At 55.2% G+C, this 25,348-nt stretch carries 29 protein-coding genes and 1 tRNA gene; 14 read left to right on the top strand and 16 right to left on the bottom strand.

Features of this window, described 5'->3' with window-relative positions; genetic code table 11:
* Nucleotides 1–112 precede the first annotated feature (112 nt).
* From HX778_RS22890 to aspA, 6 genes are all read right to left on the bottom strand, one after another.
* A tRNA-Phe gene (locus tag HX778_RS22890) sits at nt 113–188 on the bottom strand.
* Nucleotides 189–302: 114 nt separating this feature from the next.
* Nucleotides 303–878 carry a transcriptional regulator gene (locus HX778_RS22885; protein WP_038476445.1) on the bottom strand — a complete coding sequence of 192 codons (576 nt, stop codon included), beginning with the start codon at nt 876–878 and terminating at the stop codon, nt 303–305.
* Between the two features lie 38 nt (nt 879–916).
* Nucleotides 917–2,650 carry a protein-disulfide reductase DsbD gene (locus tag HX778_RS22880; RefSeq protein ID WP_176983145.1) on the bottom strand — a complete coding sequence of 578 codons (1,734 nt, stop codon included), beginning with the start codon at nt 2,648–2,650 and terminating at the stop codon, nt 917–919.
* Entirely contained in the window at nt 2,626–2,961 is a 336-nt protein-coding gene (gene cutA, locus HX778_RS22875) for a divalent cation tolerance protein CutA (protein WP_176983144.1), read from the bottom strand. Before cutA ends, HX778_RS22880 begins: the two co-directional genes overlap by 25 nt.
* Nucleotides 2,962–3,036: 75 nt before the next feature.
* A complete protein-coding gene (locus tag HX778_RS22870; protein WP_038476436.1) occupies nt 3,037–4,338 on the bottom strand; it encodes an anaerobic C4-dicarboxylate transporter in 1,302 nt (433 codons plus the stop codon).
* A gap of 115 nt (nt 4,339–4,453) precedes the next feature.
* On the bottom strand, nt 4,454–5,890 hold the full coding sequence (aspA, locus tag HX778_RS22865; RefSeq protein ID WP_038476433.1) for an aspartate ammonia-lyase: 1,437 nt from the start codon (nt 5,888–5,890) through the stop codon (nt 4,454–4,456).
* A gap of 344 nt (nt 5,891–6,234) precedes the next feature.
* On the opposite strand from aspA, the gene HX778_RS22860 reads away from it, so the two are divergent.
* From HX778_RS22860 to HX778_RS22845, 4 genes are all read left to right on the top strand, one after another.
* On the top strand, nt 6,235–6,711 hold the full coding sequence (locus tag HX778_RS22860) for an FxsA family protein (RefSeq protein ID WP_038476430.1): 477 nt from the start codon (nt 6,235–6,237) through the stop codon (nt 6,709–6,711).
* A gap of 134 nt (nt 6,712–6,845) precedes the next feature.
* Nucleotides 6,846–7,139, top strand: a complete 294-nt coding sequence (locus HX778_RS22855) for a co-chaperone GroES (protein WP_038476427.1) — start codon at nt 6,846–6,848, stop codon at nt 7,137–7,139.
* 40 nt (nt 7,140–7,179) lie between these two features.
* Complete coding sequence (gene groL / locus HX778_RS22850; RefSeq protein ID WP_038476424.1) at nt 7,180–8,823, top strand: chaperonin GroEL; 1,644 nt, start codon at nt 7,180–7,182, stop codon at nt 8,821–8,823.
* Nucleotides 8,824–8,952: 129 nt separating this feature from the next.
* Complete coding sequence (locus tag HX778_RS22845) at nt 8,953–9,306, top strand: DUF4156 domain-containing protein (RefSeq protein ID WP_038476421.1); 354 nt, start codon at nt 8,953–8,955, stop codon at nt 9,304–9,306.
* A 95-nt stretch (nt 9,307–9,401) separates the two neighbouring features.
* Here HX778_RS22845 and epmB read toward each other — a convergent pair whose 3' ends face one another.
* Nucleotides 9,402–10,430 carry an EF-P beta-lysylation protein EpmB gene (gene epmB / locus HX778_RS22840; protein WP_176983143.1) on the bottom strand — a complete coding sequence of 343 codons (1,029 nt, stop codon included), beginning with the start codon at nt 10,428–10,430 and terminating at the stop codon, nt 9,402–9,404.
* Between the two features lie 41 nt (nt 10,431–10,471).
* Between epmB and efp the strand changes: the two genes are divergently transcribed.
* From efp to ecnB, 3 genes are all read left to right on the top strand, one after another.
* Nucleotides 10,472–11,038 carry an elongation factor P gene (gene efp, locus HX778_RS22835; RefSeq protein WP_038476416.1) on the top strand — a complete coding sequence of 189 codons (567 nt, stop codon included), beginning with the start codon at nt 10,472–10,474 and terminating at the stop codon, nt 11,036–11,038.
* A 64-nt stretch (nt 11,039–11,102) separates the two neighbouring features.
* On the top strand, nt 11,103–11,237 hold the full coding sequence (locus HX778_RS22830; protein WP_038476413.1) for an entericidin A/B family lipoprotein: 135 nt from the start codon (nt 11,103–11,105) through the stop codon (nt 11,235–11,237).
* 101 nt (nt 11,238–11,338) lie between these two features.
* Nucleotides 11,339–11,485 carry a lipoprotein toxin entericidin B gene (ecnB, locus tag HX778_RS22825; RefSeq protein ID WP_038476410.1) on the top strand — a complete coding sequence of 49 codons (147 nt, stop codon included), beginning with the start codon at nt 11,339–11,341 and terminating at the stop codon, nt 11,483–11,485.
* A 31-nt stretch (nt 11,486–11,516) separates the two neighbouring features.
* Here ecnB and HX778_RS22820 read toward each other — a convergent pair whose 3' ends face one another.
* A complete protein-coding gene (locus tag HX778_RS22820) occupies nt 11,517–12,125 on the bottom strand; it encodes a response regulator transcription factor (RefSeq protein ID WP_038476407.1) in 609 nt (202 codons plus the stop codon).
* Between the two features lie 288 nt (nt 12,126–12,413).
* Between HX778_RS22820 and sugE the strand changes: the two genes are divergently transcribed.
* Nucleotides 12,414–12,731 carry a quaternary ammonium compound efflux SMR transporter SugE gene (sugE, locus tag HX778_RS22815; protein WP_038476404.1) on the top strand — a complete coding sequence of 106 codons (318 nt, stop codon included), beginning with the start codon at nt 12,414–12,416 and terminating at the stop codon, nt 12,729–12,731.
* Here the strand turns inward: sugE and HX778_RS22810 are convergent.
* Nucleotides 12,728–13,261: a lipocalin family protein gene (locus HX778_RS22810; protein ID WP_038476401.1), complete on the bottom strand. Its 534-nt coding sequence runs from the start codon at nt 13,259–13,261 to the stop codon at nt 12,728–12,730. The genes sugE and HX778_RS22810 overlap by 4 nt on opposite strands.
* 107 nt (nt 13,262–13,368) lie before the next feature.
* Nucleotides 13,369–14,520 carry a CMY2/MIR/ACT/EC family class C beta-lactamase gene (gene ampC / locus HX778_RS22805; protein ID WP_176983154.1) on the bottom strand — a complete coding sequence of 384 codons (1,152 nt, stop codon included), beginning with the start codon at nt 14,518–14,520 and terminating at the stop codon, nt 13,369–13,371.
* Between the two features lie 128 nt (nt 14,521–14,648).
* Between ampC and ampR the strand changes: the two genes are divergently transcribed.
* Nucleotides 14,649–15,524: a LysR family transcriptional regulator AmpR gene (gene ampR / locus HX778_RS22800; RefSeq protein ID WP_038476395.1), complete on the top strand. Its 876-nt coding sequence runs from the start codon at nt 14,649–14,651 to the stop codon at nt 15,522–15,524.
* 194 nt (nt 15,525–15,718) lie between these two features.
* Here the strand turns inward: ampR and frdD are convergent, their stop codons facing one another.
* From frdD to frdA, 4 genes are read right to left on the bottom strand one after another with little or no spacing between them, the layout of a single operon-like run.
* A complete protein-coding gene (gene frdD / locus HX778_RS22795; RefSeq protein WP_038476392.1) occupies nt 15,719–16,078 on the bottom strand; it encodes a fumarate reductase subunit FrdD in 360 nt (119 codons plus the stop codon).
* A gap of 10 nt (nt 16,079–16,088) precedes the next feature.
* Nucleotides 16,089–16,484, bottom strand: coding sequence for a fumarate reductase subunit FrdC (gene frdC / locus HX778_RS22790; protein WP_038476389.1), 396 nt, complete (start codon nt 16,482–16,484; stop codon nt 16,089–16,091).
* A gap of 10 nt (nt 16,485–16,494) precedes the next feature.
* Nucleotides 16,495–17,229, bottom strand: a complete 735-nt coding sequence (locus HX778_RS22785) for a succinate dehydrogenase/fumarate reductase iron-sulfur subunit (protein WP_038476386.1) — start codon at nt 17,227–17,229, stop codon at nt 16,495–16,497.
* On the bottom strand, nt 17,222–19,012 hold the full coding sequence (gene frdA, locus HX778_RS22780; protein WP_038476383.1) for a fumarate reductase (quinol) flavoprotein subunit: 1,791 nt from the start codon (nt 19,010–19,012) through the stop codon (nt 17,222–17,224). Before frdA ends, HX778_RS22785 begins: the two co-directional genes overlap by 8 nt.
* Before the next feature lie 381 nt (nt 19,013–19,393).
* Between frdA and epmA the strand changes: the two genes are divergently transcribed.
* The 3 genes from epmA (at nt 19,394) to HX778_RS22765 (ending at nt 21,745) form a co-directional block, all read left to right on the top strand.
* The gene (epmA, locus tag HX778_RS22775; RefSeq protein ID WP_176983142.1) at nt 19,394–20,371 is read left to right on the top strand and encodes an elongation factor P--(R)-beta-lysine ligase; all 978 of its coding nucleotides are present in this window, start codon (nt 19,394–19,396) and stop codon (nt 20,369–20,371) included.
* A gap of 136 nt (nt 20,372–20,507) precedes the next feature.
* Nucleotides 20,508–21,038, top strand: a complete 531-nt coding sequence (locus tag HX778_RS22770) for a GNAT family N-acetyltransferase (protein ID WP_176983141.1) — start codon at nt 20,508–20,510, stop codon at nt 21,036–21,038.
* A 77-nt stretch (nt 21,039–21,115) separates the two neighbouring features.
* Entirely contained in the window at nt 21,116–21,745 is a 630-nt protein-coding gene (locus HX778_RS22765) for a LysE family translocator (protein WP_008453726.1), read from the top strand.
* 58 nt (nt 21,746–21,803) lie between these two features.
* Here HX778_RS22765 and yjgA read toward each other — a convergent pair whose 3' ends face one another.
* Nucleotides 21,804–22,358: a ribosome biogenesis factor YjgA gene (gene yjgA, locus HX778_RS22760; protein WP_038476373.1), complete on the bottom strand. Its 555-nt coding sequence runs from the start codon at nt 22,356–22,358 to the stop codon at nt 21,804–21,806.
* 99 nt (nt 22,359–22,457) lie between these two features.
* Here yjgA and pmbA point away from each other — a divergent pair, with 99 nt between their 5' ends.
* On the top strand, nt 22,458–23,810 hold the full coding sequence (gene pmbA, locus HX778_RS22755) for a metalloprotease PmbA (RefSeq protein WP_176983153.1): 1,353 nt from the start codon (nt 22,458–22,460) through the stop codon (nt 23,808–23,810).
* Between the two features lie 189 nt (nt 23,811–23,999).
* Nucleotides 24,000–24,386 carry a cytochrome b562 gene (gene cybC, locus HX778_RS22750; RefSeq protein ID WP_038476371.1) on the top strand — a complete coding sequence of 129 codons (387 nt, stop codon included), beginning with the start codon at nt 24,000–24,002 and terminating at the stop codon, nt 24,384–24,386.
* A 37-nt stretch (nt 24,387–24,423) separates the two neighbouring features.
* Here the strand turns inward: cybC and HX778_RS22745 are convergent, their stop codons facing one another.
* Nucleotides 24,424–25,056, bottom strand: coding sequence for a CatB-related O-acetyltransferase (locus HX778_RS22745; RefSeq protein WP_038476368.1), 633 nt, complete (start codon nt 25,054–25,056; stop codon nt 24,424–24,426).
* Nucleotides 25,057–25,348 lie beyond the last annotated feature (292 nt).

Raw genomic sequence — 25,348 nt, 5'->3', positions numbered from 1 at the left:
CTGGCCCCGAAGGGGTGAGTCTCAGGATGAGACGAATAATCGAACTTGTTCGATGGAGAGTCCAGACGCCAGAAAGCAAAAAACCAGCCCGTAGGCTGGTTTCTTTAAATAGTGGTGCCCGGACTCGGAATCGAACCAAGGACACGGGGATTTTCAATCCCCTGCTCTACCGACTGAGCTATCCGGGCAACGGGCCGCATTAAACCGTAAAGGCCGCCAGGCGTCAACGGCTTTGTCATAAAAAATCCCTAAAACTATGCTGATTGCCTGCTTTTCAGTCAAGGGCAGCAAAAAGACGTGCTTCAGGTTAATGCCCCGCCGGTGCGGCACAGCGCAAAGCGCAGAATATCTTCCGCAAGGGTCCTGGCTGTGTCGATATCGGCCTGGCTGCGCTTCACCAATAGCTTACTCAGGCAGCCTTCCAGCACCAGCTCCATTTGGTGGGCGACCATCGTCGGGTCATCCACTTCCATCTGCGTCAGCAGCTCGTGAGTGTACTCCCAGGCCGCTTTTTTCTGCTGGTCTGCAAGCTGATGAATCGGGTGCGCGGCGTCGGGGTAGAACGTGCAGGCGGCAATAAACAGGCAGCCGGGGTAGCGCTGGTTACTCACGCATTCGGTCAGGGCATGGTAGCGTTTCAGCAGCTTTTGCTCCGGCGTCATCTCTTCATCCAGCATCAGCTGGCGCCGCCAGACGTCTACCTGCGAGCTTAAGTAGCGCAGGGCGTCGTACAGCAGGGCTTCGCTGTCGGGCCAAAACTGTCGAACCTCAGCGAGCGGGTAATCGGCTTCTTGCGCCACCATCTCCAGCGTCGTGCTGGCAATGCCTTCACGTTCAAGGACATGCAGGGCGTGCTCTAAAACTTCTTCGCGTTGCACGGTTTTCTCCTTACGTTTCCCAACGGATCAAGTGTTGTTTACTGGCTGCGATTGCGCAAATGCTCGCTAAACGCGCGGGCATCCATAAAGCCCGTTACGCGGGCTGCTGGCTGCTCGAGGCCGTGAGTATCAAAGAATAAAATGGTCGGCAGGCCAAGCACCTGTAAATGCTTCAACAGGGCTTTGTCATCGGCGTTATTTGCCGTGACGTCGGCCTGGAGTAAAACGGTATCAGACAGCGCTTTTTGCACCTGCGGATCGCTAAAGGTGTATTTCTCAAACTCTTTACACGCCACGCACCAGTCGGCGTACAAATCGAGCATCACCGGTTTGCCTTTCGCGTTGGCCAGCGCGGCGTCGAGCTGCTCAACGTTAGCTATTTTGCTAAAGCTGAGGTGAGGGACTGCCTGAGCGGATGCCGGAGAGCCAAAAGCCCAGTCCTGCAGCGGGCGAGCGGCGACCAGCGCGGCACCCAGCAGGATGATTTGCAGCACGCGCAGCCAGGATTTCTTCGCCCCGAGGCTGGTGATAAACGCCCAGCCGAAGAAGGCTACGCCCAACAGGCTCCACAGCCTTAGCCCCCAGGTGTCGCCGAGTACGCGTTCCAGCAGGAATACCGGCAGCGCCAGAATCACAAAACCAAAGGCGGTTTTGACGCTTTCCATCCACGGCCCGCTTTTCGGCAGCAGGCGGTTGCCGAAGACTGTGATCAGGATCAGCGGCAGGCCCATGCCCAGCGCGTAAAGGTAAAGCGTGCCGCCGCCGAGCCACATATTTCCGCTTTGCGCGATGTACAGCAGGATAGCGCTCAGCGGCGCAGTGGTGCACGGCGAGCAGATAAGCCCGGCCAGCGCGCCCATAGCAAAGACGCCGCCCGCCGAGCCACCTTGCTGACGGTTGCTCATCAGCGTCAGGCGCGTTTGCAGCGACGACGGCAGCTGCAGCGTGAACAGACCGAACATCGATGCGGCGAGCAGGATAAAAAGCACCGACAGGCCAATCAGCACGTAGGGATGCTGTAGCGCGGCCTGGAACTGAAGCCCGGCGGCGGCAACGACCAGACCGAGAGCGGTGTAGGTCAGCGCCATGCCCTGGACGTAAACAAAGGCCAGCAGCAGCGCTCTGGCGGTGGACAGGCGTTGTTTACCGCCCAGAACGATGCCGGAGATCAGCGGGTACATCGGCAGCACGCAGGGCGTGAAGGCGATGCCAATGCCGATCAGGAAGGCCCACAGCGCAGAGAAGGGGAGCGATGCGGGGGCGGAGTCGTCTGCGCCCCTCACCCCGGCCCTCTCCCCTTCAGGAGAGAGGGGGGAATCAACTGCAGAGTCGGGTTGATCCAGAGGAGCGACTGCATTCAGCGGCACAACGCGCGTTTCCGGCGGGTAGCAGAACCCGGCTTCGGCGCAGCCCTGGTAGGTGACGCTGATGGCCGAGCCTTTACCGGCGGAGTTAATCGTAATCGGCAGATTCAGCTGCTGGGTGAAGATCTCGGTTTTGCCGTAGAACTCATCCTCGTGCCAGGTGCCTTTGGGAATAGCCAGAGGCGCAATGTCCGCGCTGGTGGGCACCACTTTTATCTGCTGGCGGTAAAGGTAGTAGCCGGGTTTTATCTGCCAGTTGAGGGTTAACTGGCGATCGGACTGCTGAAAGTCGAAGGCGAAGGCCTGGTCGACCGGGACAAACTGGGTTTTATTCTGGGCGTCAAACAGCCCGGCGAAGGCCTGCGAACTGCAAAGCAGCAGGACTAGCGTAATGATGCGTAGAGCCATGAGAGATATTCACTGTTTCCGTGTGCAACTGGCAGAACCAGCAGCTCTGGCGTTTGGTAAGGGTGATGGGTTTTCAGGCAGGCAAGCAGCGCCTCCTGGTGGTCCACGTCGCTCTTGAGCAGCATTTGTACTTCATACTCCTGCTCCAGCTTTCCTTCCCAGTAATAGAGCGAAGTCGCGCCCGGCAGCAGCGTTACGCAGGCGGCAAGTTTTTCCGCCAGGACTTTCGCGGCCAGGTCCTGAGCGCTGGCTTCATCCGGTGCGGTACAGAGTACAACGACAGCCTGAGTCATCGACATCACAAACCTCATTATGGGAGGAAACGGCATCGACTATAGCATGAGGAGGGAAGGACGGGCCGAATAACGACCCGTCTTTGAAGAGATTTACAGCAGGATGGTGCCGAACACGAAGCCAAAGCAGACCGCCAGCACTACGCCCATTGTGCCGGGAATAAAGAACGGATGGTTGAAGACAAATTTACCGATACGCGTGGTGCCGGTATCGTCCATCTGTACCGCGGCGACCAGAGTCGGGTAGGTTGGCAGAATAAACAGGCCAGAGACGGCGGCGAAAGAAGCGACGGCGGTTAACGGCGAAACGCTCAGAGCTAGCGCCATCGGCATCAGCGCTTTAGCCGTCGCGGCCTGGGAGTAAAGCAGCGCCGAAGCAAAGAAGAAAATTACCGCCAGCAGCCATGGGTGGCCCTGAATCACGCTGCCTGCGGTCTCTTTGATCCAGTCAATGTTTGCGGAAACAAAGGTATCGCCCAGCCAGGCTACGCCAAGAATACAAATACAGGCGCTCATGCCGGCCTTGAAGGTGCTGGAGTTGAGAATGCTTTCCGTTTCTACGCCGCAGATAACGGTGGTCAGGGTAGCGACCGACAGCATAATAATCAGGATCGCATTGGTGGTATTCATCAGCGGCGTAGCGACGAGGCCAAGGCTTGGGCTGTTGACGATGGCATAAATAACCACGCCAACCACGCCGAGCAGGAAGAGGAAGACGGAGGTTTTGGCGCGAGGTTTAATCTCGATTTGCTTGTCGCCGCGCAGCTCAATCAGGCCTTCTTCCAGGCGTTTGAGGTAAACCGGGTCATTGGACAGCTTTGAGTCAAACAGGATAGACACCAGGAACGACATCACCAGCACCGCCAGCAGCGTGGAAGGGATAACCACCGACAGCAGCTGGATGTAGCTGACGCCATGGCCTTCCATCACTGACGACATGTAAACTACCGCGGCGGAAATCGGCGAGGCGGTAATGGCTATCTGGGCCGAAACCACCGCCGTTGAGAGCGGACGGCAGGGTTTGATGCCCTGTTCCTTGGCGACTTCGGCAATCACCGGCAGCGTGGCCAGCGAGATGTTGCCGGTACCGGCGAAGATGGTCAAAAACCAGGTCACAATCGGGGCAAGAATCGTGATGTATTTAGGGTTTTTGCGTAATAGTTTTTCAGTTTGATTGACGAGGTAATCCAGGCCGCCCGCAATTTGCATCGCTGAGATAGCCGCGATCACCGCCATAATGATGGAAATAACGTCGAAGGGGATGCTGCCGGGTTTTACGCCCATCGCGGCGAGAACTAAAACCCCCAGCCCTCCCGCATAGCCAATGCCTATCCCGCCAAGCCTTGCCCCCAGAAAAATCGCTGCTAACACGATGATGAGCTCGATGACTATCATGGTTGCTTCCTTGAAGTTTTAATGAGATGAAAATGAGTTGTTATGTTTTCGTATACCGTTGAAATGAAAAAGGCACGTCCGGTTGGACGTGCCTTTTGGCGTTTATGCTGATGAATTATTGTTCGTTTTCATCGGTATAGCGCTTAGCTTTGTAAGCCGGGTGCATCAGGTTATGGACGGAGAAAATATCGTCCAGCTCGGCTTCGGTCAGCAGGCCGCGCTCCAGCACGACCTCGCGCACGCTCTTGCCGGTTTCCGCACAAATCTTGCCGACGATATCGCCGTTGTGGTGGCCAATGAACGGGTTCAGGTAAGTCACGATGCCAATGGAGTTATACACGTAGCTCTCACACACTTCTTTATTCGCGGTGATGCCGTTGATGCATTTTTCCAGCAGGTTGTAGCAGGCGTTGGTCAGAATGTGGATGGACTCGAACATCGCCTGGCCAATCACCGGCTCCATCACGTTCAGCTGCAGCTGACCGGCTTCAGAAGCCATGGTCACCGTGGTGTCGTTGCCGATAACTTTGAAGCAGACCTGGTTAACCACTTCCGGTACTACCGGGTTCACTTTGGCCGGCATGATGGACGAGCCCGCCTGCAATTCCGGCAGGTTAATTTCGTTCAGGCCGGAACGCGGGCCGGAAGAGAGCAGGCGCAGGTCGTTACAGATTTTCGACATCTTCACGGCCAGGCGTTTCAACGAGCTGTGCACCATGACATAAGCGCCGCAGTCGGAGGTTGCTTCAATCAGGTCTTCTGCCGGTACGCAAGGCAGGCCGCTCACTTCCGCCAGCTTCTGAACCGCCAGCTGCTGGTAGCCATCCGGGGTATTAAGGCGAGTACCGATGGCGGTTGCGCCAAGGTTAACTTCAAGCAGCAGTTCCGCAGTGCGCAGCAGGTTTTTGGTTTCTTCGGTAAGCAGCACGTTAAACGCGTGGAATTCCTGGCCGAGGGTCATCGGCACCGCGTCCTGCAGCTGGGTACGGCCCATTTTCAGGATCTCTGCAAACTCAACCGCTTTACGCTGGAAGCCTTCGCCCAGCTGGTTGATAGCGTCGATCAGTTTGATAATCGAGGTGTAAACCGCGATACGGAAGCCGGTTGGGTAGGCGTCGTTGGTGGACTGGCATTTGTTGACGTGGTCGTTCGGGTTCAGGAACTGGTATTCACCTTTCTGGTGGCCCATCAGTTCCAGACCGATATTGGCGAGCACTTCGTTGGTGTTCATGTTAACGGAAGTACCCGCGCCGCCCTGGTAGACGTCTACCGGGAACTGATCCATGCATTTGCCGTTGTTCAGGACTTCATCACAGGCCTGAATGATGGTGTTCGCGATGCTCTTCGGAATGGTTTGCAGTTCCTTGTTCGCCATTGCCGCCGCTTTTTTCACCATCACCATACCGCGTACAAATTCCGGTATGTCGCTGATTTTACTGTTGCTAATGTAGAAGTTTTCAATCGCTCTCAGAGTGTGAACACCATAATAGGCATCCGCTGGCACTTCCCTGGTACCCAACAAATCTTCTTCGATACGAATGTTATTTAACATGTGAACCTTCTTAGTAAAGCTGCAGATAAATGCGCTGTATTATTCACACACACGAAATGTGGTTGTGAGCTTAATAGGCCGACGATTATGTCCATATTCGACCGCGTTATCGTGATGATATGCTGATGATAGCGAAAAGCAGTAACCTGGATCACTTATTAAAACCCGCTGCGCATAACAATTATTAATATGTGATATAGGTCAATAGTTGAAAATTTCCAGAAAAAATTCACTGAATAAGCATTGATCTTTGTCTATGTCGTCGCCATTTCACCCCTACGCATAATTGCCAATCCATTTTTCGCGAGGCCACTACCGGGCTCGCCCATTGACAGGAGCGTATAGTGCGCTGGATCCCGTTTATTGCCTTTTTCCTCTATGTTTACATCGAAATTTCGCTGTTCATACAGGTGGCACACGTTCTGGGGGTCTTTATGACCCTGATTCTGGTTATTTTCACTTCGGTGATTGGCCTGTCCCTGGTGCGTAATCAGGGCTTTAAAAACCTGATGCTGATGCAGCAGAAGATGGCGGCGGGCGAAAGCCCTGCGGCGGAGATGATCAAAAGCGTTTCGCTGATCATGGCCGGTATCCTGCTGATGCTGCCGGGCTTCTTTACCGACTTCCTCGGCCTGCTGCTGCTTCTGCCGCCGGTGCAAAAGCACCTGACGCTGAAGCTGATGCCGCATTTGCGTTTCTCCCGCATGCCGGGCGGCGGTTTTAGCGCCGGCAGCGAGGGTGGCGATACCTTCGACGGCGAGTTTCAGCGCAAAGACGATGGACCAAAGCGCCTCGACGACCAGCGCCGGGACGATCGTTAAATTTTAGTTTTTTTTGTTTTCCCCCCTTGAAGGGGGGAAGGCGCATCCCCATTAATCAGGTCACCAGCCGATAACCCATTTGGGACGGCGTTACCTAACTATCTGATACTGACTTTCTCAAAGGAGAGCTATCAATGAGCATTCGTCCATTACATGATCGTGTCATCGTCAAGCGTAAAGAAGTTGAGTCCAAATCTGCGGGCGGCATCGTTCTGACTGGCTCCGCAGCGGGCAAATCAACGCGTGGCGAGATCGTTGCTGTCGGTAAAGGCCGCATCCTGGAAAACGGTAGCGTGCAGCCGCTGGACGTGAAAGTGGGTGACATCGTTATCTTCAACGATGGCTACGGCGTGAAGTCCGAGAAAATCGACAACGAAGAAGTGCTGATCATGTCCGAAAGCGACATCCTGGCAATTGTTGAAGCGTAATTTGACGCACGAACCTGAACGAATTTGAGGAATAGAAGAAATGGCAGCTAAAGACGTAAAATTCGGTAACGACGCTCGTGTAAAAATGCTGCGCGGCGTTAACGTACTGGCAGATGCAGTGAAAGTTACCCTCGGTCCTAAAGGCCGTAACGTGGTCCTGGATAAATCTTTCGGTGCACCGACCATCACCAAAGATGGTGTTTCCGTAGCGCGTGAAATCGAGCTGGAAGACAAGTTCGAAAACATGGGCGCGCAGATGGTGAAAGAAGTTGCCTCTAAAGCGAACGACGCTGCAGGCGACGGCACCACCACCGCAACCGTACTGGCTCAGGCTATCATCACCGAAGGCCTGAAAGCCGTTGCTGCCGGCATGAACCCAATGGACCTGAAACGCGGTATCGATAAAGCCGTTGTTGCTGCTGTTGAAGAGCTGAAAGCGCTGTCCGTACCGTGCTCCGACTCTAAAGCGATTGCACAGGTTGGTACTATCTCCGCTAACTCCGACGAAACCGTAGGTAAACTTATCGCAGAAGCGATGGATAAAGTCGGTAAAGAAGGCGTGATCACCGTTGAAGACGGTACCGGTCTGGAAGACGAACTGGACGTTGTGGAAGGTATGCAGTTCGACCGCGGCTACCTGTCCCCATACTTCATCAACAAGCCAGAAACTGGCGCTGTTGAGCTGGAAAGCCCGTTCATCCTGCTGGCTGACAAAAAAATCTCCAACATCCGCGAAATGCTGCCGGTGCTGGAAGCCGTTGCGAAAGCAGGCAAACCGCTGCTGATCATCGCTGAAGACGTTGAAGGCGAAGCGCTGGCTACCCTGGTGGTTAACACCATGCGTGGCATCGTGAAAGTGGCTGCGGTTAAAGCACCTGGCTTCGGCGACCGCCGTAAAGCTATGCTGCAGGACATCGCAACCCTGACCGGCGGTACCGTTATCTCTGAAGAGATCGGTATGGAGCTGGAAAAAGCGACCCTGGAAGACCTCGGCCAGGCTAAACGCGTTGTTATCAACAAAGACACCACCACCATCATCGATGGCGTGGGTGAAGAAGCCGCTATTCAGGGCCGCGTTGGTCAGATTCGTAAGCAGATTGAAGAAGCAACTTCTGACTACGACCGTGAAAAACTGCAGGAACGCGTAGCGAAACTGGCGGGCGGCGTAGCGGTAATCAAAGTCGGTGCTGCTACCGAAGTTGAAATGAAAGAGAAAAAAGCTCGCGTCGACGATGCCCTGCACGCTACCCGTGCTGCGGTTGAAGAAGGCGTGGTTGCCGGTGGTGGCGTAGCGCTGGTTCGCGTTGCTGCGAAACTGGCTGATCTGACCGCTCAGAACGAAGACCAGAACGTGGGTATCAAAGTTGCGCTGCGCGCGATGGAAGCACCTCTGCGTCAGATCGTTTCTAACGCCGGTGAAGAGCCATCTGTTGTCACCAACGCGGTGAAAGCGGGCGAAGGTAACTACGGTTACAACGCAGCTACCGAAGAATACGGCAACATGATCGACTTCGGTATCCTGGACCCAACCAAAGTAACTCGTTCTGCGCTGCAGTACGCGGCTTCCGTTGCGGGCCTGATGATCACTACCGAGTGCATGGTTACCGACATGCCTAAAGGCGATGCGCCTGACTTAGGCGCTGCTGGTATGGGCGGCATGGGTGGCATGGGCGGCATGATGTAATTCGCCTTCGCACCTTGTGTTAAAGAAACCCTCAGTCAGAAATGTCTGAGGGTTTTTTCTTTTGTTCACAGTCTGGTATAAGGTCATACCGGGCAATAACGGCTCAATACCTTGATTACGGGGAATAACATGCGCATGAAAGTCTCATCGGGAGTGGTTGTGGCAGCGCTGCTGCTGGCAGGATGTAGCACGGGCAATCAGCTGAGCTCCAGCGGCCAGAGCGTTCGTTTTGTGGAAGACAAGCCGGGTAGCGAATGCCGTCTGTTAGGCACCGCCACCGGGGAACAGAGCAACTGGCTGTCAGGCCAGCACGGTGATGAAGGCGGTTCGATGCGCGGCGCGGCGAATGCATTGCGTAACAATGCGGCCGAGATGGGCGGTAACGTGCTGTACGGCGTGAGCAGCCCAACCCAGACCCTGCTGTCGAGCTTTGCGCCAACGGCCAGCAAAATGACCGGCCAGGTTTATAAGTGCCCGAACTGATTCAGTAAGCCTTACCCTCACCCAGCAGAAGACGGCCACACTGAGCGGCTTTTTCTTCTGTTGGGAGAAAAGAGCAGGGTGAGAGCGCTACGCTCTCACTTCTGCCTCAGCTGCAAATCCAGCGGCGTCTTGCTTGGCTCTCCGCCAATCTCTCTTGCCAGCTTCGGTACCATATAGCCAGAAACCAACGTCAGCAGCTCCCGCATAATAGCCCGGGCTTCTTCGTCTTCCACCATAAAGTGGGCCGCGCCCTGAACCCTGTCGAGCACGTGCAGGTAATACGGCATCACGCCTGCATCGAATAATGCATTGCTCAAATTCGCCAGCGTTTGCGCGTTATCGTTCACGCCGCGCAGCAGCACGCTTTGGTTGAGCAGCGTGACGCCAGCCTGGCGCAGCTTCGCCATGGCCGAGCGGAAATCGTCGCCAATCTCCTGGGCGTGGTTAATGTGGTTTACCAGCAGCACCTGAAGCGATGAGCGGGCAATTCTTGCCGCCAGCGTATCGGTAATGCGGGCAGGAATGACGATCGGCAGGCGGCTATGAATTCGCAGGCGCTTGATGTGAGGAATGGCCTCCAGCTCGCCGATGAGCCAGTCCAGCTCGTTATCTTTCGCCATCAGCGGATCGCCGCCTGAGAAGATAATTTCGTCCAGCTCAGGGTGCTCGCTGATGTAGCTGAGCGCGGTCTGCCAGTTGCGCTTGTTGCCCTGGTTGTCGGCATAAGGGAAATGGCGACGGAAGCAATAACGACAGTTTACGGCACAGCCGCCTTTCACCAGCAGCAGGGCGCGGTTGCGGTATTTGTGCAACAGGCCTGGCACCACGCTGTGCTGCTCTTCCAGCGGATCGGTTGTGAAACCGGGGGCGGCAACGAACTCCTGTTTTGCGGTCAAAACCTGGCGCAGCAGCGGGTCGTTAGGGTTGCCTTTCTCCATGCGTTCGACGAAGGCACGAGGGACGCGCAGGGCAAAAAGACGCCTTGCTTCACGTCCGGCGAGCAATTCTTCATCAGCGGCTACATTTAAAATGTGCAGCAGTTCATCAGGATCGGTTATAACATCGGCAAGTTGCGTTAACCAATCTTCTCTGTGAGGGGGATTTAGGGTTACAATGTGTGCCATTTTTTTGGCTAAGCTACCAGTTAACAAATTCAGAGGGCCTTATGGCGACTTATTCTAGCAACGATTTCCGTGCCGGTCTTAAAATCATGATGGATGGCGAACCGTACGCGGTTGAAGCCAGCGAATTCGTAAAACCGGGCAAAGGCCAGGCATTCGCGCGCGTTAAGCTGCGTCGTCTGCTGACCGGTACCCGCGTTGAGAAAACCTTCAAGTCTACCGACTCTGCAGAAGGCGCTGACGTTGTCGATATGAACCTGACTTACCTGTACAACGACGGTGAGTTCTACCACTTCATGAACAACCAAACCTTCGAGCAGCTGGCTGCGGACGAGAAAGCCGTTGGCGAAAACGCTAAATGGCTGCTGGACCAGGCTGAGTGCATCGTGACCCTGTGGAACGGCCAGCCAATCTCCGTGACCCCACCAAACTTCGTTGAGCTGGAAATCGTTGAAACCGATCCAGGTCTGAAAGGCGATACCGCAGGGACCGGCGGCAAGCCAGCTACCCTGACCACCGGCGCCGTGGTTAAAGTTCCGTTGTTCGTACAGATCGGCGAAGTCATCAAAGTTGACACCCGTTCTGGTGAATACGTTTCTCGCGTGAAGTAATTTTCGCGAAGGTTCGCGGCGCGGTGCCTCAGGCTCGCGCCGCCGCTTTATCAGGGCAGGGAAAATGAACCGTTTACTGAAACAGCTTCTTTTTATCTCGCTGCTGGCCGCTGCGCTGTCGGGGTGTCATACCACGCGTGGTTTTGGCGAAGACCTGCAACATCTCGGCGGTGCCATCGAGCGCGCGGCCAACAAATAACTTCACGTAGTCCTAAATCGCTTCGCTTTTCCTTCGTTGTGCCATTTTTTGTCTATGCTTAACGAGCTATACACAAACAACACAGGTAAAAGGAAAAGCTCATGATTAAGAAAACCCTTGCTGCGTTTTTCTCTCTCGTCGTTCTTTCATCCTTGTTGACCGCCTGCAACACCACGCGCGGTGTAGGTGAGGATATCCAGAGCGGCGGCCATGCTATTTCTGGTGCGGCAACAAAAGCTCAGCAATAACGATTTGCGGTACGGTAATATAACCGTGCCGCTATTCTAAAACCGTCTCAGGAATATTCAGAAATAGCGATAGTCTATTATCTGCGCCGAGCTTTAAACGAATGTTTCGCTTATACGTATAAACCGTTTTTACGCTTATATCCATTACCCGTGCGATATATTCATTATTAGCTTCTTCCTTCCAGAGTTTTAATATTCTCTCTTCGCGTAAGGTCAGCAGCGGAGTAATATGCCGTTTCACTTCGCGGAATGGCGGGCGAGTCGCAATAGTCTGCTGAATGAGCGACGTTAGCGCAGGTAATGATAGTGACTTATCCCAAATATCAGTACTGCCCTGCGCGGCACAGTACTCGGCAATGGTGGAGTGCTGCCCGCTTTGCAACAGCAGTAAACGCGTGGTATCACCACAGGCAGAATAAATAGTCGAAAGTTGTTGGATATTATGCAATGCAGTTGAGAAGCTGTTGAAATCGGCTATCACCATATTAGGTTGCCATTTAATTATTCTTTCCCGGGCGAGAAGCAAACTGTCTGTCTCTGAAATACTCACTGCCGTAGCCAGATTATTTTTCTGATTGAGCAAGTGCGTCAGTCCCTGACGGCTGAAGTAACACCTATCAACCAATAATATTTTATACATTTTCACGCTTCACGTTAATCATTACTGCGGCGTTTGCAGGCTGGCAAACCACGTTTTATCATATGAATAATTTTGGCAAAATGAATCACGGAAATGCGCTCGAATTCGCTGTCAATTCCAGGCTTAGTAAGGCCTGGCCGGTGAAACGATTATTTCAATGAGCGCCGTGGGCGGACGGATTTTCAGGCAGCCGTTTGGGTGCTAAAATGACCTTCTCACCTAAGCCTTACGGGACGACCCGCAAGCGCATCTCACAACGGGGACGGCCCCATTTTTACTGGAGCTGTTATGGCCTGGATCGTTCTGTTTATCGCTGGATTACTGGAAGTTGTATGGGCGGTTGGTCTTAAGTACACCCATGGCTTTAGCCGCCTGTGGCCTAGCGTTATCACCATTATTGCGATGGTTGTCAGTATGGCTTTGCTCGCCTGGGCGATGAAAACGCTACCTACGGGAACGGCCTACGCCGTGTGGACAGGGATTGGTGCCGTTGGCGCGGCCATCACCGGGATTTTGCTACTTGGCGAGTCGGCTAACCCGATGCGTCTGGCTAGCCTGGCTCTGATCGTTATTGGCATCATCGGACTGAAACTTTCCACGCATTAACTGCCGGGTTGTTTCACCCAAATCAATTTATCCACCGCGAATCCCTGCCGGGCAGCGATGGCCAGCAGCTGCTGTTTGAGGTCGCGGCTGATAGTTGGCGTGCGGGAAAGGATCCACAGGTAGCTGAGGTCCGGCCCGCACACCAGCGCGTGGCGATACTCTTTATCCAGCGCAATCACGTTATAGCCACCGTAGAACGGGCCAAAGAACGAGACTTTGAGCGCCGCGACGCTTGGGTCTCCGGTGAAATACGCTTTACCTTCAGCCTGCTGCCACATCTGCCTGTCAGGATTAAACCCGCGATTTATCACGCGCAGACCGCCATCATCCATAAAACTGTAGGTAGCCGTGACCTGATTCAGGCCGCTTTCAAAACTGTGGTCTAAGCGGGCGATTTCATACCAGGTACCGATAAAGCGTTTGGCGTCGAAGTTTTGGACCACCGTGACGCTGGGCGGGGGAGTTGGGGCGCTACAGGAGACAACGAATAATGCAACCGCAAGCGCGGTGACAGCGGGCCAAATGCGCATAGCAGATTCCTTCCAGGGTTTTTAGCTAAGTGTAGATGGCGGCAGGAAATAAAGTGTGAGCGAAGCCGGAAATAATAAGGCCTGCATGATGCAGGCCATTGTCATGTTTATTGCAGCGCTTCGAGAATAGCGTAGGCGGCTCTAACCCGTTCCGTATTCGGATAGCTTTTGTTGGCCAGCATCACGATACCCAACTGCTTCTCAGGAATGAAGGCCACGTAGCTACCAAAGCCGCCCGTTGAACCGGTTTTATGTACCCACGAGGCTTTCACTGCGGGCACAGGTGGGTCAATGAGCGTAGCCGGGTGCGGCGCAAGAGCGACCTTGTTGTCGCTACCGTCAATAATAGTTTTCCCCTTCACCGGCCAGTTCAGCATCTCCCAGCCAAGCCCCTGATACATGCTGCCCACGCGCCAGTAGCGGGACTGCGCGAGCCGAATGCCCTGCTGCAGGGTTTTATCCTCGAGACGGTCGGGTGCCATGTTGGCCTGGACCCAGTGCGCCATATCCTCGATGCTGGACTTCACGCCGTAGGCTTCCGCATCCAGCATACCGGGCGAGACGCGCACGGCCTTGCCGTCGCGGTAGCCCCAGGCATAGCGGCTCTCTTCCGTGGCAGGAACGTTAATCCAGGTGTGCGTGAGATTTAGCGGCTCAAAGACGCGTTTTGACATGGCCTTATCGAAGCTCATTCCCGACGGTTTCACCATCAACGCACCAAACAGGCCGATGCTCGCGTTGGCGTAAAGCCGCTGCGTACCCGGAGCCCACTGTGGCTGCCAGGTCTGGTAGAACTTAAGCAGAGCGTCGTTATTGGTCACTTCATCCGGCACCTGCAGCGGCAGGCCACCGGCGGTATAGGTTGCCAGCTGAAGCAGAGTTATCCCCCGCCACCGATCGCCGGTCAGTTCAGGCCAGTATTTTTGTGCCGGATCGCTAAGGCTAATTTCACCGCGAGCCAGAGCATCGCCGCCCAGCACGCCGGTAAAGGTTTTACTGACCGAGCCCAGCTCAAACAGGGTTTCCCGGGTCACCGGCTGGTTACGCTGCACATCGGCCTTGCCCCAGGTGAAATACAGCGGGTAGCCTTTATAGATTACCGCCACCGCCATACCGGGTATCGCCTGTTCCTTCATTAACGGCGCAACGGTGCGGTTTACGAGCTTTTCAATCTGCTGCGCGGTCAGTTCTTTTTGCGCGGCAAAGCTTGAGCATGAGGCGGCGAGGAGCAGCGTCAGGCAGAGGGATTTTTTCATAATGGATAACCTTCCTTAGAGAGATGATAGCAGTCCGGGCCCGTCAGACGAGGCAAGTTTGTTGGATTTGACTCCCGGTGACAAACGATTAAATTTGGCATTAGGCTTAAGATTTTCTAACAGGTGATGCCATGACCCGCAGCTATATCCCCCTGAACTCTCTGAGAGCTTTTGAAGCCGCTGCCCGGCATCTAAGCTTCACGCATGCCGCAATTGAGCTGAATGTTACGCACTCCGCCATCAGTCAGCAGGTAAAGACGCTGGAAGAACATCTGCATTGTCAGCTGTTTGTCCGCGTATCTCGTGGTCTGATGTTGACCACGGAAGGCGAAAACCTGTTACCTGTGCTAAACGATTCCTTTGATCGTATCGCGGGCGTGCTGGACCGTTTTTCGGGTACGCAGGCGAGAGAAAAACTTAAGTTAGGCGTCGTGGGCACGTTTGCCACCGGCTTTCTCCTGCCGCGTCTCGAGGCGTTTCGTCGGCGCTATCCGCATATCGATCTCCAGCTTTCAACCCATAACAACCGCGTGGATCCGGCGGCGGAGGGGCTGGACTATACGGTGCGATTTGGCAGCGGGGCCTGGCACGGGACTGAGGCGACGTTTCTGTGCGACGCGCCGCTGTCGCCGCTTTGCTCTCCGGCGCTGGCTGCTGAACTGCAGACGCCGAAAGATGTTCTGAACCACACGCTGTTGCGCTCCTACAGGCGTGATGAATGGGCGGCATGGCTACAGGCTGCGGATGAAGCCCCCCCGTCACCGACGCATCTGGTTATGGTTTTTGATTCCTCGATAACCATGCTTGAAGCCGCACAGGCCGGAGCCGGGATCGCCATTGCGCCGGTAAACATGTTCACCCATTTGCTGAACAGCGAACGGATTGTGCGTCCGTTTGAGACGGAAATCAGTTTGGGAAGTTACTGGTTAACAAGGCTTCAGTCGCGCGCGCAAACGCCCGCCATGCGTGATTTTTCTGCCTGGCTAGCCGGAGAGTGTGGAAAATAAAAAGGCCTGCGCAATGGCAGGCCTTCAGATTGATGACAAACAGCCGAAAAACGTGGTTTTCGACTGTTTGGGGCAAACCAGAGAACATTATTCATTGTTTTTATTAGTCCTGAGTTCGGACTTTTTTAGAGCAATGAACTTTGTCAGCACTCTCAAGGCCTGCACAATGGCAGGCCTTGTTGCGTGCTAAGCGATTACAGCGTCAGCAGGCCAATAATGGTCACCACCGTCAGGATGGCAGCAAGGCCGTAGAACACCCATTTCCCCGCCGGGACGTGGATTTTCAGATCGTGCATCGCGTGGTGAATACGGTGCAGGCCACACCACAGCGGCAGTACAATCATCAGCAGCAGGAACAGGCGGCCAATCCAGCTGTGGGCGAAGGCATAGACACGGTCAAAGCCCAGCGCATCACCAGGGAACAGGCCCAGCGGCAGCATGATGCCAACCAGCAGCACGATAACCGGCGCGAAAATAGCACCCCACATGCCGCCTGCGCCAAACAGGCCCCAGAATAGCGGCTCGTCGGAACGTTTTGGATTTTGGTTAATCACGTCAGCCTCCTTACCAGAACAGTGCTACAAGCAGCACAACCAGCGTCACCAGACCGGTGACCACCCAAAGCCCTTTAATGACCGGCTCTGGCCCCATTTTTTCACCCTTCACGATGACGTTAGCGGCCTTCGGCGCCAGCTCAAACCAGGTTTTGGTGTGCAGTACCGCCGCGGCCAGGGTGATGATATTAAGGATAATTACCACCGGGTTTTGCAGGAAATCGACAAAACCTGCCCAGCCTTCCGGCCCGTGTTTCAGCGAAAAAAGTCCGTAAATCAGCACAATGCTGAACCAGACGGTCGGGACCGAAGTGCCTTCACGCAGCATATAAAAACGGTAGAAGCCCAGCTGTCGCCACCAGGTTGGCGCCATGGGGCGGACATAAGGCTTACGTTTCGTGGTCATGGTGCACTCCTTAGCGTGGTTTCAGGGTAGCAATCAAAAAGTCTTTCGAGCTTTCGACTTTGCCCTGCTGGATGGCCGCGGCCGGATCGACGTGTTTTGGACAGACTTCGGAGCAGAAGCCGACAAAGGTGCAGCTCCAGACGCCGTTCTGCCCGTTAAGCTGCGGCATACGCTGTTTCTTGCCGTGGTCGCGGCTGTCCAGGTTGTAGCGGTGGGCGAGGGTGATCGCCGCCGGGCCGATGAACTCAGGATTCAGGCCAAACTGCGGGCAGGCGGCATAGCACAGCCCACAGTTGATGCAGCCGGAGAACTGATGGTATTTCGCCATCTGCGCGGGCGTCTGCTTGTTGGTCCCCTGATCCGGCGTGCGCGAGTTGCCGATAATGTAAGGCTTAATCGACTCCAGGCTTTCGATGAAGTGGGTCATGTCGACCACCAAATCGCGCTCAATCGGGAAGTTGGCCAGCGCTTCTACTTTGATGCCTTTGGTGTATTCGCGCAGGAAGGTTTTACAGGCCAGCTTCGGCACTTTGTTGACCATCATGCCGCAGGAGCCACAAATCGCCATACGGCACGACCAGCGGTAGCTGAGGTCCGGCGCGAGGTTATCTTTGATATAACCCAGTCCGTCCAGCAGCGAGGTTTGCTCGTCAAATGGCACTTCGTAGATTTCGCTATGCGGCTTGCTGTCCGTTTCCGGGTTGTAGCGCACAATCTCAATCTTCAGGGTTTGCATCTCAGCCATTTGCCTTCTCCTTTTTCTCAGCGTCTTCCGCTTCCGCGCCGTACACGCGTTTTGCTGGCGGCAGCGTGGTTATCTTCACGTCGCTATAGTCGAGGCGAGTGGTGCCGTCGGCGTCGCGGAAGGCCAGAGTGTGCTTCAGGAAGTTGACGTCATCGCGTTCGGTATGGCCTTCGTCAAGGCGCTGGTGAGCGCCGCGCGACTCTGTACGAGCGATGGCGGAGTGCGCCATACATTCGGCTACGTTCAGGCCGTGGCCCAGTTCAATGGTGTAAAGCAGGTCGGTATTGAAGACGCTGGAGGTGTCGGTAATGCGCACTCGCTTGAAGCGTTCCTGCAGCTCGGCCAGCTTGTCGACGGTTTTTTGCATTAATGCCGTGGTGCGGTAAATCCCGCAGCCTTCCTCCATGGAAAGCCCCATTTCGTCGCGGATTTTCGACCAGTTTTCGTTGCCTTCCTGATTGACCAACTGCTTCAGGCGGCCTTCAACATCGGCGGCCTGGGCGTTCAGCGCGGCATCGTTCGCTGGCCGAGCCTGAGCGGCACGCTCCATCGCCTGCTCACCCGCGAGACGGCCGAACACCACAAGTTCTGCCAGCGAGTTAGAGCCAAGACGGTTGGCCCCATGCAGGCCCACGGAAGAACATTCACCTACTGCGTAAAGCCCTTTGATGCGGGTTTCGCACTTCGTATCGGTTTCAATCCCGCCCATGGTGTAGTGCGCGGTCGGGCGGACTGGAATAGGTTCTTTGATTGGGTCGACGCCGACATAGGCTTTTGCCAGCTCGCAGATAAACGGCAGGCGCTCAAGCAGCTTTTTCTCGCCCAGGTGGCGCAGGTCGAGGTAAACCACGTCCCCGCGCGGGGTTGAAATGGTGTTGCCTTTGCGCCACTCGTGCCAGAAGGCCTGAGACACTTTATCGCGCGGGCCGAGCTCCATGTATTTGTTCTTCGGCTCGCCGAGCGGGGTTTCCGGCCCCATGCCGTAATCTTGCAGGTAGCGATAGCCGTTTTTGTTCACCAGGATACCGCCTTCGCCGCGGCAGCCTTCGGTCATCAGGATGCCGGAGCCCGGCAGCCCGGTTGGGTGATATTGCACAAACTCCATGTCGCGCAGCGGTACGCCGTGGCTCAACGCCATGCCCATGCCGTCGCCGGTGACGATGCCGCCGTTGGTGTTGTAGCGATAAACACGTCCGGCACCGCCGGTGGCCATCACTACCGCGTTGGCGCGGATCTGCACCAGTTCGCCCTCCATCATGTTCATCGCGACCACGCCGCGAGCCTGCCCGTCATCGACCAGAATGTCGAGGACGAAGTGCTCGTCGAAGCGTTGAATTTGCGGGAATTGAAGGGAGGTCTGGAACAGCGTGTGGAGCATATGGAAGCCGGTTTTATCGGCGGCGAACCAGGTACGTTCGATCTTCATGCCGCCGAAGCGCCTGACGTTGACGCTGCCGTCCGGACGACGGCTCCACGGGCAGCCCCACTGCTCAAGCTGGGTCATTTCAGTTGGGCAATGGTGAACAAAGTAGTCAACCACATCCTGCTCACACAGCCAGTCGCCTCCGGCAACGGTGTCGTGAAAATGGTATTCGAAGCTGTCGTGATCCTGTGCGACGGCAGCGGAACCCCCTTCGGCGGCAACCGTATGGCTGCGCATTGGGTAGACTTTGGAAATCAGAGCGATTTTTGCCTGTGGATTAGCCTGGGCTGCCGCAATGGCTGCTCGTAGGCCTGCTCCGCCGGCGCCTATAATGGCGAGATCGGCTTGAAAGGTTTGCACGACATTCCTCCAGATTGTAGTAATTCGCAAAGCTATACGACCAAAGGGTATTCACCGTCATAAAGGCGGTGGCTGCGAAAGGTGTATCCCTGCTCCTTTTTAGGTAGATGAAGTATAACCGGAGGGATTTTAGGGAAATTTGATTTGTTCGATTTTTTTGCCGATCTGTGCGCTGATTAATTACTTCTGTTAATGAATTGCGTCACAAAAATGATTGTTTAAATGGTGTAGTGCGAAGAGAAAAATGGCGGCTGGGGCGCGAGAAAAATTTTGCCTGAGTCTCGCTATTTGCGCCGAAATTAAAATTCTCTGCGCAAAATTTGTCTCCTTTCTGTGATGCGGGTAGACTTCTCGGCCTTGCATAAATACGGAGACTTTCTCATGAGCGAAACGGCCACCTGGCAGCCGAGCGCGTCCATCCCCAACCTGTTAAAACGCGCCGCCATCATGGCGGAGATTCGGCGCTTTTTCGCCGACCGCGGCGTTCTGGAGGTGGAAACACCCTGCATGAGCCAGGCGACGGTAACCGATATTCATCTGGTGCCGTTTGAAACCCGTTTCGTCGGCCCAGGCCACTCTCAGGGCATGAACCTGTACCTGATGACCAGCCCGGAATACCACATGAAACGCCTGCTGGCGGCGGGCTGTGGTCCGGTGTTCCAGCTGTGCCGCAGTTTCCGTAATGAAGAGATGGGGCGTCACCACAATCCGGAATTCACCATGCTGGAGTGGTACCGTCCGCACTACGACATGTACCGCCTGATGAATGAGGTGGATGACCTGCTGCAGCAGGTGCTGGAGTGTGGCGCGGCAGAAAGTCTGTCTTATCAGCAGGTCTTCCAGCGCCATCTGGACATCGACCCGCTGTCTGCGGACAAAACCCAGCTGCGTGAAGCCGCGGCGAAGCTAGACCTGAGCAACATCGCTGACACAGAAGAAGACAGAGACACGCTGTTGCAGCTGCTGTTCGCCATGGGCGTTGAACCACAGATTGGTAAGGACAAGCCGACCTTTGTGTATCACTTCCCGGCAAGCCAGGCCTCTCTGGCGCAGATTAGCACCGAAGATCACCGCGTGGCGGAGCGCTTTGAGGTGTACTTTAAAGGGATTGAGCTGGCGAACGGTTTCCACGAACTGACCGACGCACGTGAACAGCAGCAGCGGTTTGAGCAGGATAATCGCAAACGTGCCGCTCTTGGCCTGCCGCAGCAGCCGGTGGACATGAATCTGCTGGCGGCGTTGGAAGCCGGAATGCCGGACAGCTCCGGCGTGGCGTTGGGCGTTGATCGCCTGATCATGCTGGCGCTGGGGGCAGAAAGCCTCTCCGAGGTTTTAGCCTTTACCGTCGACCGCGCTTAGCGCTCAAAAGGCTTAACGCTCGAAGACTTTACGTTCGAAGAATAGTGGCCCCGCATTTGGGGCCATTTTTTTAGCTCTGGCTTAGGCAGCCAGCCGCCAGGTTATTTCTCCGCCTGCATTTGATAAACTGCGCGCCATGCTAACGATAAAACGAATTACCGACCGCAGCTCCCCGTACTTTGAAAGCGTGGACGAGCTGTATGAAAGCGCCTTTCCGCGCCACGAAAAACGCCAGCCGGCCGCAAAAATCAGCGCACTTGCTAACCCAAACTACAGCCTGCAGGCGTGGTTCGACGGCGAGCAGTTTGTCGGCATGATTGGCGCATGGGACTTTGACGACTACGCCTATATTGAGCACCTTGCCGTCAACGACCAGCTGCGTGCGCAGGGCTACGGCAAACGGATGCTGAGCCAGTTTTTACAGCTTTACCCGCAAACCATTCTCGAAATCGATCCGCTGACCACGGCGATCGCCCATAAGCGGCTGCGCTTTTACCAAAGCCTCGGGTTCAGTGAAAACGCATACCCGCATTTCCACCCGACCTACCATGCGGACATTCCCGACCATCAGCTGATCGTGCTGAGTTACCCGCAGCCTATCGACGAGGTGCGGTATCAGCGATTTTTTGACGATCTCTGCCGCGTCGTGATGGAACGCAGCGTTTAAACCACAACTTTCTTAACGTGCCCGCCGGCCAATCACCGGCGGGCGCTGATGTGTTTTTGCTTACCAGGACTTGATTGATGGATATCACCACGCTTTTTCTTTACGTCATCGCCGTTAGCGCGGTGATGGTGACGCCCGGCCCGTCGATGCTTTTAGCGCTCAATAACGGAGCGACTTACGGGATGCGCATTGCGGGCTACGGCTTTCTTGGGGCGGTGTTGGCCGACCTGCTGCTGATTGGCGCGGTGGGCTGCGGCCTGGGCGCATTGTTGCAGGCTTCCGAGCAGCTGTTTGCGGTGGTGAAGTGGGGCGGTGCGCTTTATCTGGTGTATCTGGCTTACGTTTTGTGGCGTGCCCCTGCTAAGGCCCTGAGCGTGAGCGCTTCGGCAGCGGTGGCCACGGGAAAAACGGCTTTTTTACGCTCGCTGATGGTCGGTTTATCCAACCCGAAGGGGCTGCTGTTCTTCTCGGCATTTTTACCGCAGTTCATCCGCCCGCAGGAGCCGGTGGCGATGCAGTACATGATTCTGGCGCTGGTCAGTGCGATTATCGACTGCATCATGATGACGATTTACGCCTGGGGTGGCCGCCATGCGATGCGTAAGTTCTCCGCTAACGTGATGCGTTGGGTGAACCGCAGCTGTGCGGGAATGCTCGCCGTGCTGGCGGTGGGCGTGGCGCTGTATCGACGCAGTAATTTGACCTGAGAAAGGTCAGAGAAAATCGAGCGCTGGCCGCGGAGAACATCGGGCCAGCGCTAGCGTCTTAGCTTTCCTGCGCTTCGGCGAGTTCGCGAAGGTAAGAAAAGATCTGACGATAGGACTTAGGCGGCTTATTGGCCGCTTTTTCTTTTTGCGCGTTACGGATAAGCACGCGCAGCTGCTGGCGGTCAGCCTGCGGATAAAGTCTCAGGACTTCGCTCATCGCCTCGTCGCCTTCTTCGACCAGACGGTCGCGCAGCGCTTCCAGCTTGTGGAACAGCGATACCTGCTGGTTGTGGCGGTTTTTCAGCTTGTCGAGCGCCTGACGGATAGGGTCCATATCGCGGGAACGCATCATCTTGCCGATCAGCTGTATCTGGCGGCGGCGACCTTCTTTCTTAATGCGCTGCGCCAGCTCAATCGCGGCACGCAAATCATCGTCGAGCGGGATTTTTTCCAGGGCATTTTTGCCCAGTTCCATCAGCTCAACGCCGAGATGTTTTAGCTCTTCGGCGTCGCGCTTAATTTCACTTTTACTGACCCAGATAATCTCATCATCTTCGTCTTCATTTTCATCATCGGGCACGTCGTCGAGCCAGTCTTCGGGCTGCTTGGTCATATTAGGCTCCTTAAAAAGTTGACGCGGATATTACCAGCAATGGGCCTGCACTGCGAAATTGTTCTGATCCTGTTAGACTTGAACGACTCACCTTACATTATGGCAGTAGCGATGAAAGTAAACACGCAAGTAGCACAACAACGTCAGGTTCTGGAGCAGGCGGTTTCACAGGCGCTGGAGCTGGCGAAAGACAAGTCAGACGGCGCAGAAGTTGCGGTCAGTAAAACCACTGGTATCAGCGTCAGCACCCGCTACGGTGAGGTGGAGAACGTCGAATTCAACAGCGATGGTGCGCTTGGCATCACCGTTTATCATCAAAACCGCAAGGGCAGCGCTTCGTCCACCGACCTTAGCCCGGACGCGATAGCGCGTACCGTACAGGCGGCGCTGGATATCGCGCGCTATACCTCGCCGGACCCTTATGCAGGCGTGGCCGATAAAGAACTTCTGGCCTTTGATGCACCCGATCTGGATCTCTTCCACCCGGCGGAGATTGACCCGGAGCGTGCCATTGAGCTTGCCGTACGAGCGGAAAACGCCTCCCTGAACGTGGACAAGCGTATTACCAACACCGAAGGCGGCAGCTTTAACAGCCATTACGGCATCAAAGTCTTTGGCAACAGCCACGGCATGCTGCAAAGCTATTGTTCCACTCGTCACTCTCTTTCGAGCTGCGTGATTGCCGAAGAGAACGGCGATATGGAACGCGATTATGCCTACACCATCGGCCGTGCGATGGAAGACCTTAAGTCACCCGAGTGGGTCGGTGCCGACTGCGCACGCCGCACGTTGTCCCGCCTGTCGCCGCGTAAGCTGTCCACCATGAAAGCGCCGGTTATTTTCGCCAATGAAGTGGCGACCGGGCTGTTCGGTCACCTGGTCGGCGCGATTGCAGGCGGCGCGGTGTACCGTAAATCGACTTTCCTGCTGGACTCCCTCGGCAAGCAAATCCTTCCGGACTGGCTGACCATTGAAGAGCATCCGCACCTGCTGAAAGGCCTGGCCTCCACGCCGTTCGACAGCGAAGGCGTGCGCACCGAACGCCGTGACATCATTAAAGACGGCGTGCTGCAGCAGTGGCTGCTGACCAACTATTCCGCGCGTAAGCTTGGGCTGAAAAGCACCGGCCACGCGGGCGGCATCCACAACTGGCGCATTGCCGGTCAAGGCCTGGGCTTTGAGGAAATGCTGAAACAGATGGGCACCGGGCTGGTGGTGACCGAGCTGATGGGGCAGGGCGTAAGCGGCATTACCGGCGACTATTCTCGCGGTGCGGCAGGCTTCTGGGTTGAGAACGGTGAGATCCAGTATCCGGTGAGCGAAATCACCATCGCCGGTAACCTGAAGGACATGTGGCGCGAGATAGTTACTATTGGCAACGATATAGAAACACGTAGCAACATTCAGTGTGGTTCAGTCTTACTTCCGGAGATGAAGATAGCCGGTCAGTAAAGCAATGTGGCGCGTCCTGCCGCGCCTACCTCAAAAAAATACTCTAAATAATTCGAGTTACAGCCAGGCGGCAAGAGAGTAAACCCCCAGGAGCTTACTTGGGTAAGTGACTGGGGTGAGCGAAAGCAGCCAACACCGCTGTAGCTTGAAGTATGACGAGTAGAAAAAAGATAAAGGAAAGGTGAGTAAATGCGTAAGCAACTGATTGCAATGTTAGCAGTATCATCCGTTTTGTTGTCCGGCGTCGCTTTTGCTAAAGACGTTGGCGACGACATGGACATTATCGCCAAAAACTACAAAACCGTGCTGAGCACCAAAGATGCCGCCGAGCTGAAAACTTCACTGGGCAACATGCGTGAAGCAGCTCTGGATGCGCAAAAAGGGACGCCGCCAAAGCTGGAAAATGAAGCAGCCGACAGCGCCAACATGAAAGAGTACCGCCACGGGTTTGATATCCTCGTGGGCCAGATTGACGGTGCGCTGAAGCTGGCTACTGAAGGCAAAGTCACAGAAGCTCAGGCCGCTGCGGCTGACTTCAAAACCACGCGCGATACCTACCACAAGAAGTTCCGCTAAGATTTAAAAACGGGCGGGTTATTCCCGCCCGCTCTCTTTATTGCAGTGCTCTCACCGCGCGTTCCAGCGCATCAATATCGTTATTGCTCAGCAGGGGCTGAATAGCCTGAAAATGCTCATCGCTTAGCTGATAAATTTGCAGCTTCAGCAGCCGCTCAATCACTTCGGGTTCGAAACGCAAGGCGATAGGTTTTGCCGGGTTGCCGCCGACCACGCTATAAGGGCTGACGTTTTTTGTCACCACGCTGCCTGCGGCAATAATCGCGCCTTCGCCAATGGTCACGCCAGGCATAATCATTGCCCTCATGCCTATCCAGCATCCGTCTCCCAGCGTGGTATCGCCTTTGGCGCGGTAAGCGTCTTTGATGGTTTCGATAAACGGATAAAGGGAAAACCAGTCGCTGCGGTGCGTGTGATTGCCGCCCATCAGGATCACCGCCTCGGCGGCAATGCAAACGTAATCGCCAATCCACAGCTGGTCGAGCACGCCAATGGGTTCCCACTGCTGGCTAATCGCGTCTCCCTGAAGGTAGCGCACCGCGCTTTGCTCAAAGCCGCCATCCCAGCAGTCGCTGTAATAGCTGTGCCGGCCTTTGATATGAATATTGGGGTTAGTCACCGTTTCGTGCAGGTATTCGACCTGAGACCAGTGTTTTTCAGTCTTTGACATGTTTTTTCTCACAACAATAGTATGCCGACGGAACAAAGTTCCGTTTCAATTTGCAGAGGGAAAACTTGAACGCGCTAAGCGATGCGCGGCTGTTTCAGCCAAGGATTGTTGAGGATTGTGGTGAGTAGCATGACGTTAAAACCTGTATTGAAGACCCGCTAACCTTAACACCGGGAGCTTCAGAGTACACTTTTTTCCTCCCTCGTTTGTGTGTAGCGCACCCTGGCCAACTTCACCTTCTACCTCGATCACAAAACGGTAAATCCATTATTACTCTAAGGCTAATGATTGG

Source organism: Cedecea sp. P7760, from assembly GCF_013386425.1.
Lineage (GTDB): Bacteria > Pseudomonadota > Gammaproteobacteria > Enterobacterales > Enterobacteriaceae > Cedecea > Cedecea selenatireducens.
This window is presented reverse-complemented; position numbering and strand designations above follow the sequence as displayed.

Excerpts from the sequence above, each read along its gene's own strand:
- HX778_RS22880 (WP_176983145.1), bottom strand. The coding sequence starts at position 2,650 with ATGGCTCTACGCATCATTACGCTAGTCCTGCTGCTTTGCAGTTCGCAG.
- cutA (WP_176983144.1), bottom strand. The coding sequence starts at position 2,961 with ATGAGGTTTGTGATGTCGATGACTCAGGCTGTCGTTGTACTCTGTACC.
- HX778_RS22870 (WP_038476436.1), bottom strand. The coding sequence starts at position 4,338 with ATGATAGTCATCGAGCTCATCATCGTGTTAGCAGCGATTTTTCTGGGG.
- aspA (WP_038476433.1), bottom strand. The coding sequence starts at position 5,890 with ATGTTAAATAACATTCGTATCGAAGAAGATTTGTTGGGTACCAGGGAA.
- HX778_RS22855 (WP_038476427.1), top strand. The coding sequence starts at position 6,846 with ATGAGCATTCGTCCATTACATGATCGTGTCATCGTCAAGCGTAAAGAA.
- groL (WP_038476424.1), top strand. The coding sequence starts at position 7,180 with ATGGCAGCTAAAGACGTAAAATTCGGTAACGACGCTCGTGTAAAAATG.
- HX778_RS22845 (WP_038476421.1), top strand. The coding sequence starts at position 8,953 with ATGCGCATGAAAGTCTCATCGGGAGTGGTTGTGGCAGCGCTGCTGCTG.
- epmB (WP_176983143.1), bottom strand. The coding sequence starts at position 10,430 with ATGGCACACATTGTAACCCTAAATCCCCCTCACAGAGAAGATTGGTTA.
- efp (WP_038476416.1), top strand. The coding sequence starts at position 10,472 with ATGGCGACTTATTCTAGCAACGATTTCCGTGCCGGTCTTAAAATCATG.
- HX778_RS22830 (WP_038476413.1), top strand. The coding sequence starts at position 11,103 with ATGAACCGTTTACTGAAACAGCTTCTTTTTATCTCGCTGCTGGCCGCT.
- ecnB (WP_038476410.1), top strand. The coding sequence starts at position 11,339 with ATGATTAAGAAAACCCTTGCTGCGTTTTTCTCTCTCGTCGTTCTTTCA.
- HX778_RS22820 (WP_038476407.1), bottom strand. The coding sequence starts at position 12,125 with ATGTATAAAATATTATTGGTTGATAGGTGTTACTTCAGCCGTCAGGGA.
- sugE (WP_038476404.1), top strand. The coding sequence starts at position 12,414 with ATGGCCTGGATCGTTCTGTTTATCGCTGGATTACTGGAAGTTGTATGG.
- HX778_RS22810 (WP_038476401.1), bottom strand. The coding sequence starts at position 13,261 with ATGCGCATTTGGCCCGCTGTCACCGCGCTTGCGGTTGCATTATTCGTT.
- ampR (WP_038476395.1), top strand. The coding sequence starts at position 14,649 with ATGACCCGCAGCTATATCCCCCTGAACTCTCTGAGAGCTTTTGAAGCC.
- frdC (WP_038476389.1), bottom strand. The coding sequence starts at position 16,484 with ATGACCACGAAACGTAAGCCTTATGTCCGCCCCATGGCGCCAACCTGG.
- HX778_RS22785 (WP_038476386.1), bottom strand. The coding sequence starts at position 17,229 with ATGGCTGAGATGCAAACCCTGAAGATTGAGATTGTGCGCTACAACCCG.
- epmA (WP_176983142.1), top strand. The coding sequence starts at position 19,394 with ATGAGCGAAACGGCCACCTGGCAGCCGAGCGCGTCCATCCCCAACCTG.
- HX778_RS22770 (WP_176983141.1), top strand. The coding sequence starts at position 20,508 with ATGCTAACGATAAAACGAATTACCGACCGCAGCTCCCCGTACTTTGAA.
- HX778_RS22765 (WP_008453726.1), top strand. The coding sequence starts at position 21,116 with ATGGATATCACCACGCTTTTTCTTTACGTCATCGCCGTTAGCGCGGTG.
- yjgA (WP_038476373.1), bottom strand. The coding sequence starts at position 22,358 with ATGACCAAGCAGCCCGAAGACTGGCTCGACGACGTGCCCGATGATGAA.
- pmbA (WP_176983153.1), top strand. The coding sequence starts at position 22,458 with ATGGCAGTAGCGATGAAAGTAAACACGCAAGTAGCACAACAACGTCAG.
- cybC (WP_038476371.1), top strand. The coding sequence starts at position 24,000 with ATGCGTAAGCAACTGATTGCAATGTTAGCAGTATCATCCGTTTTGTTG.
- HX778_RS22745 (WP_038476368.1), bottom strand. The coding sequence starts at position 25,056 with ATGTCAAAGACTGAAAAACACTGGTCTCAGGTCGAATACCTGCACGAA.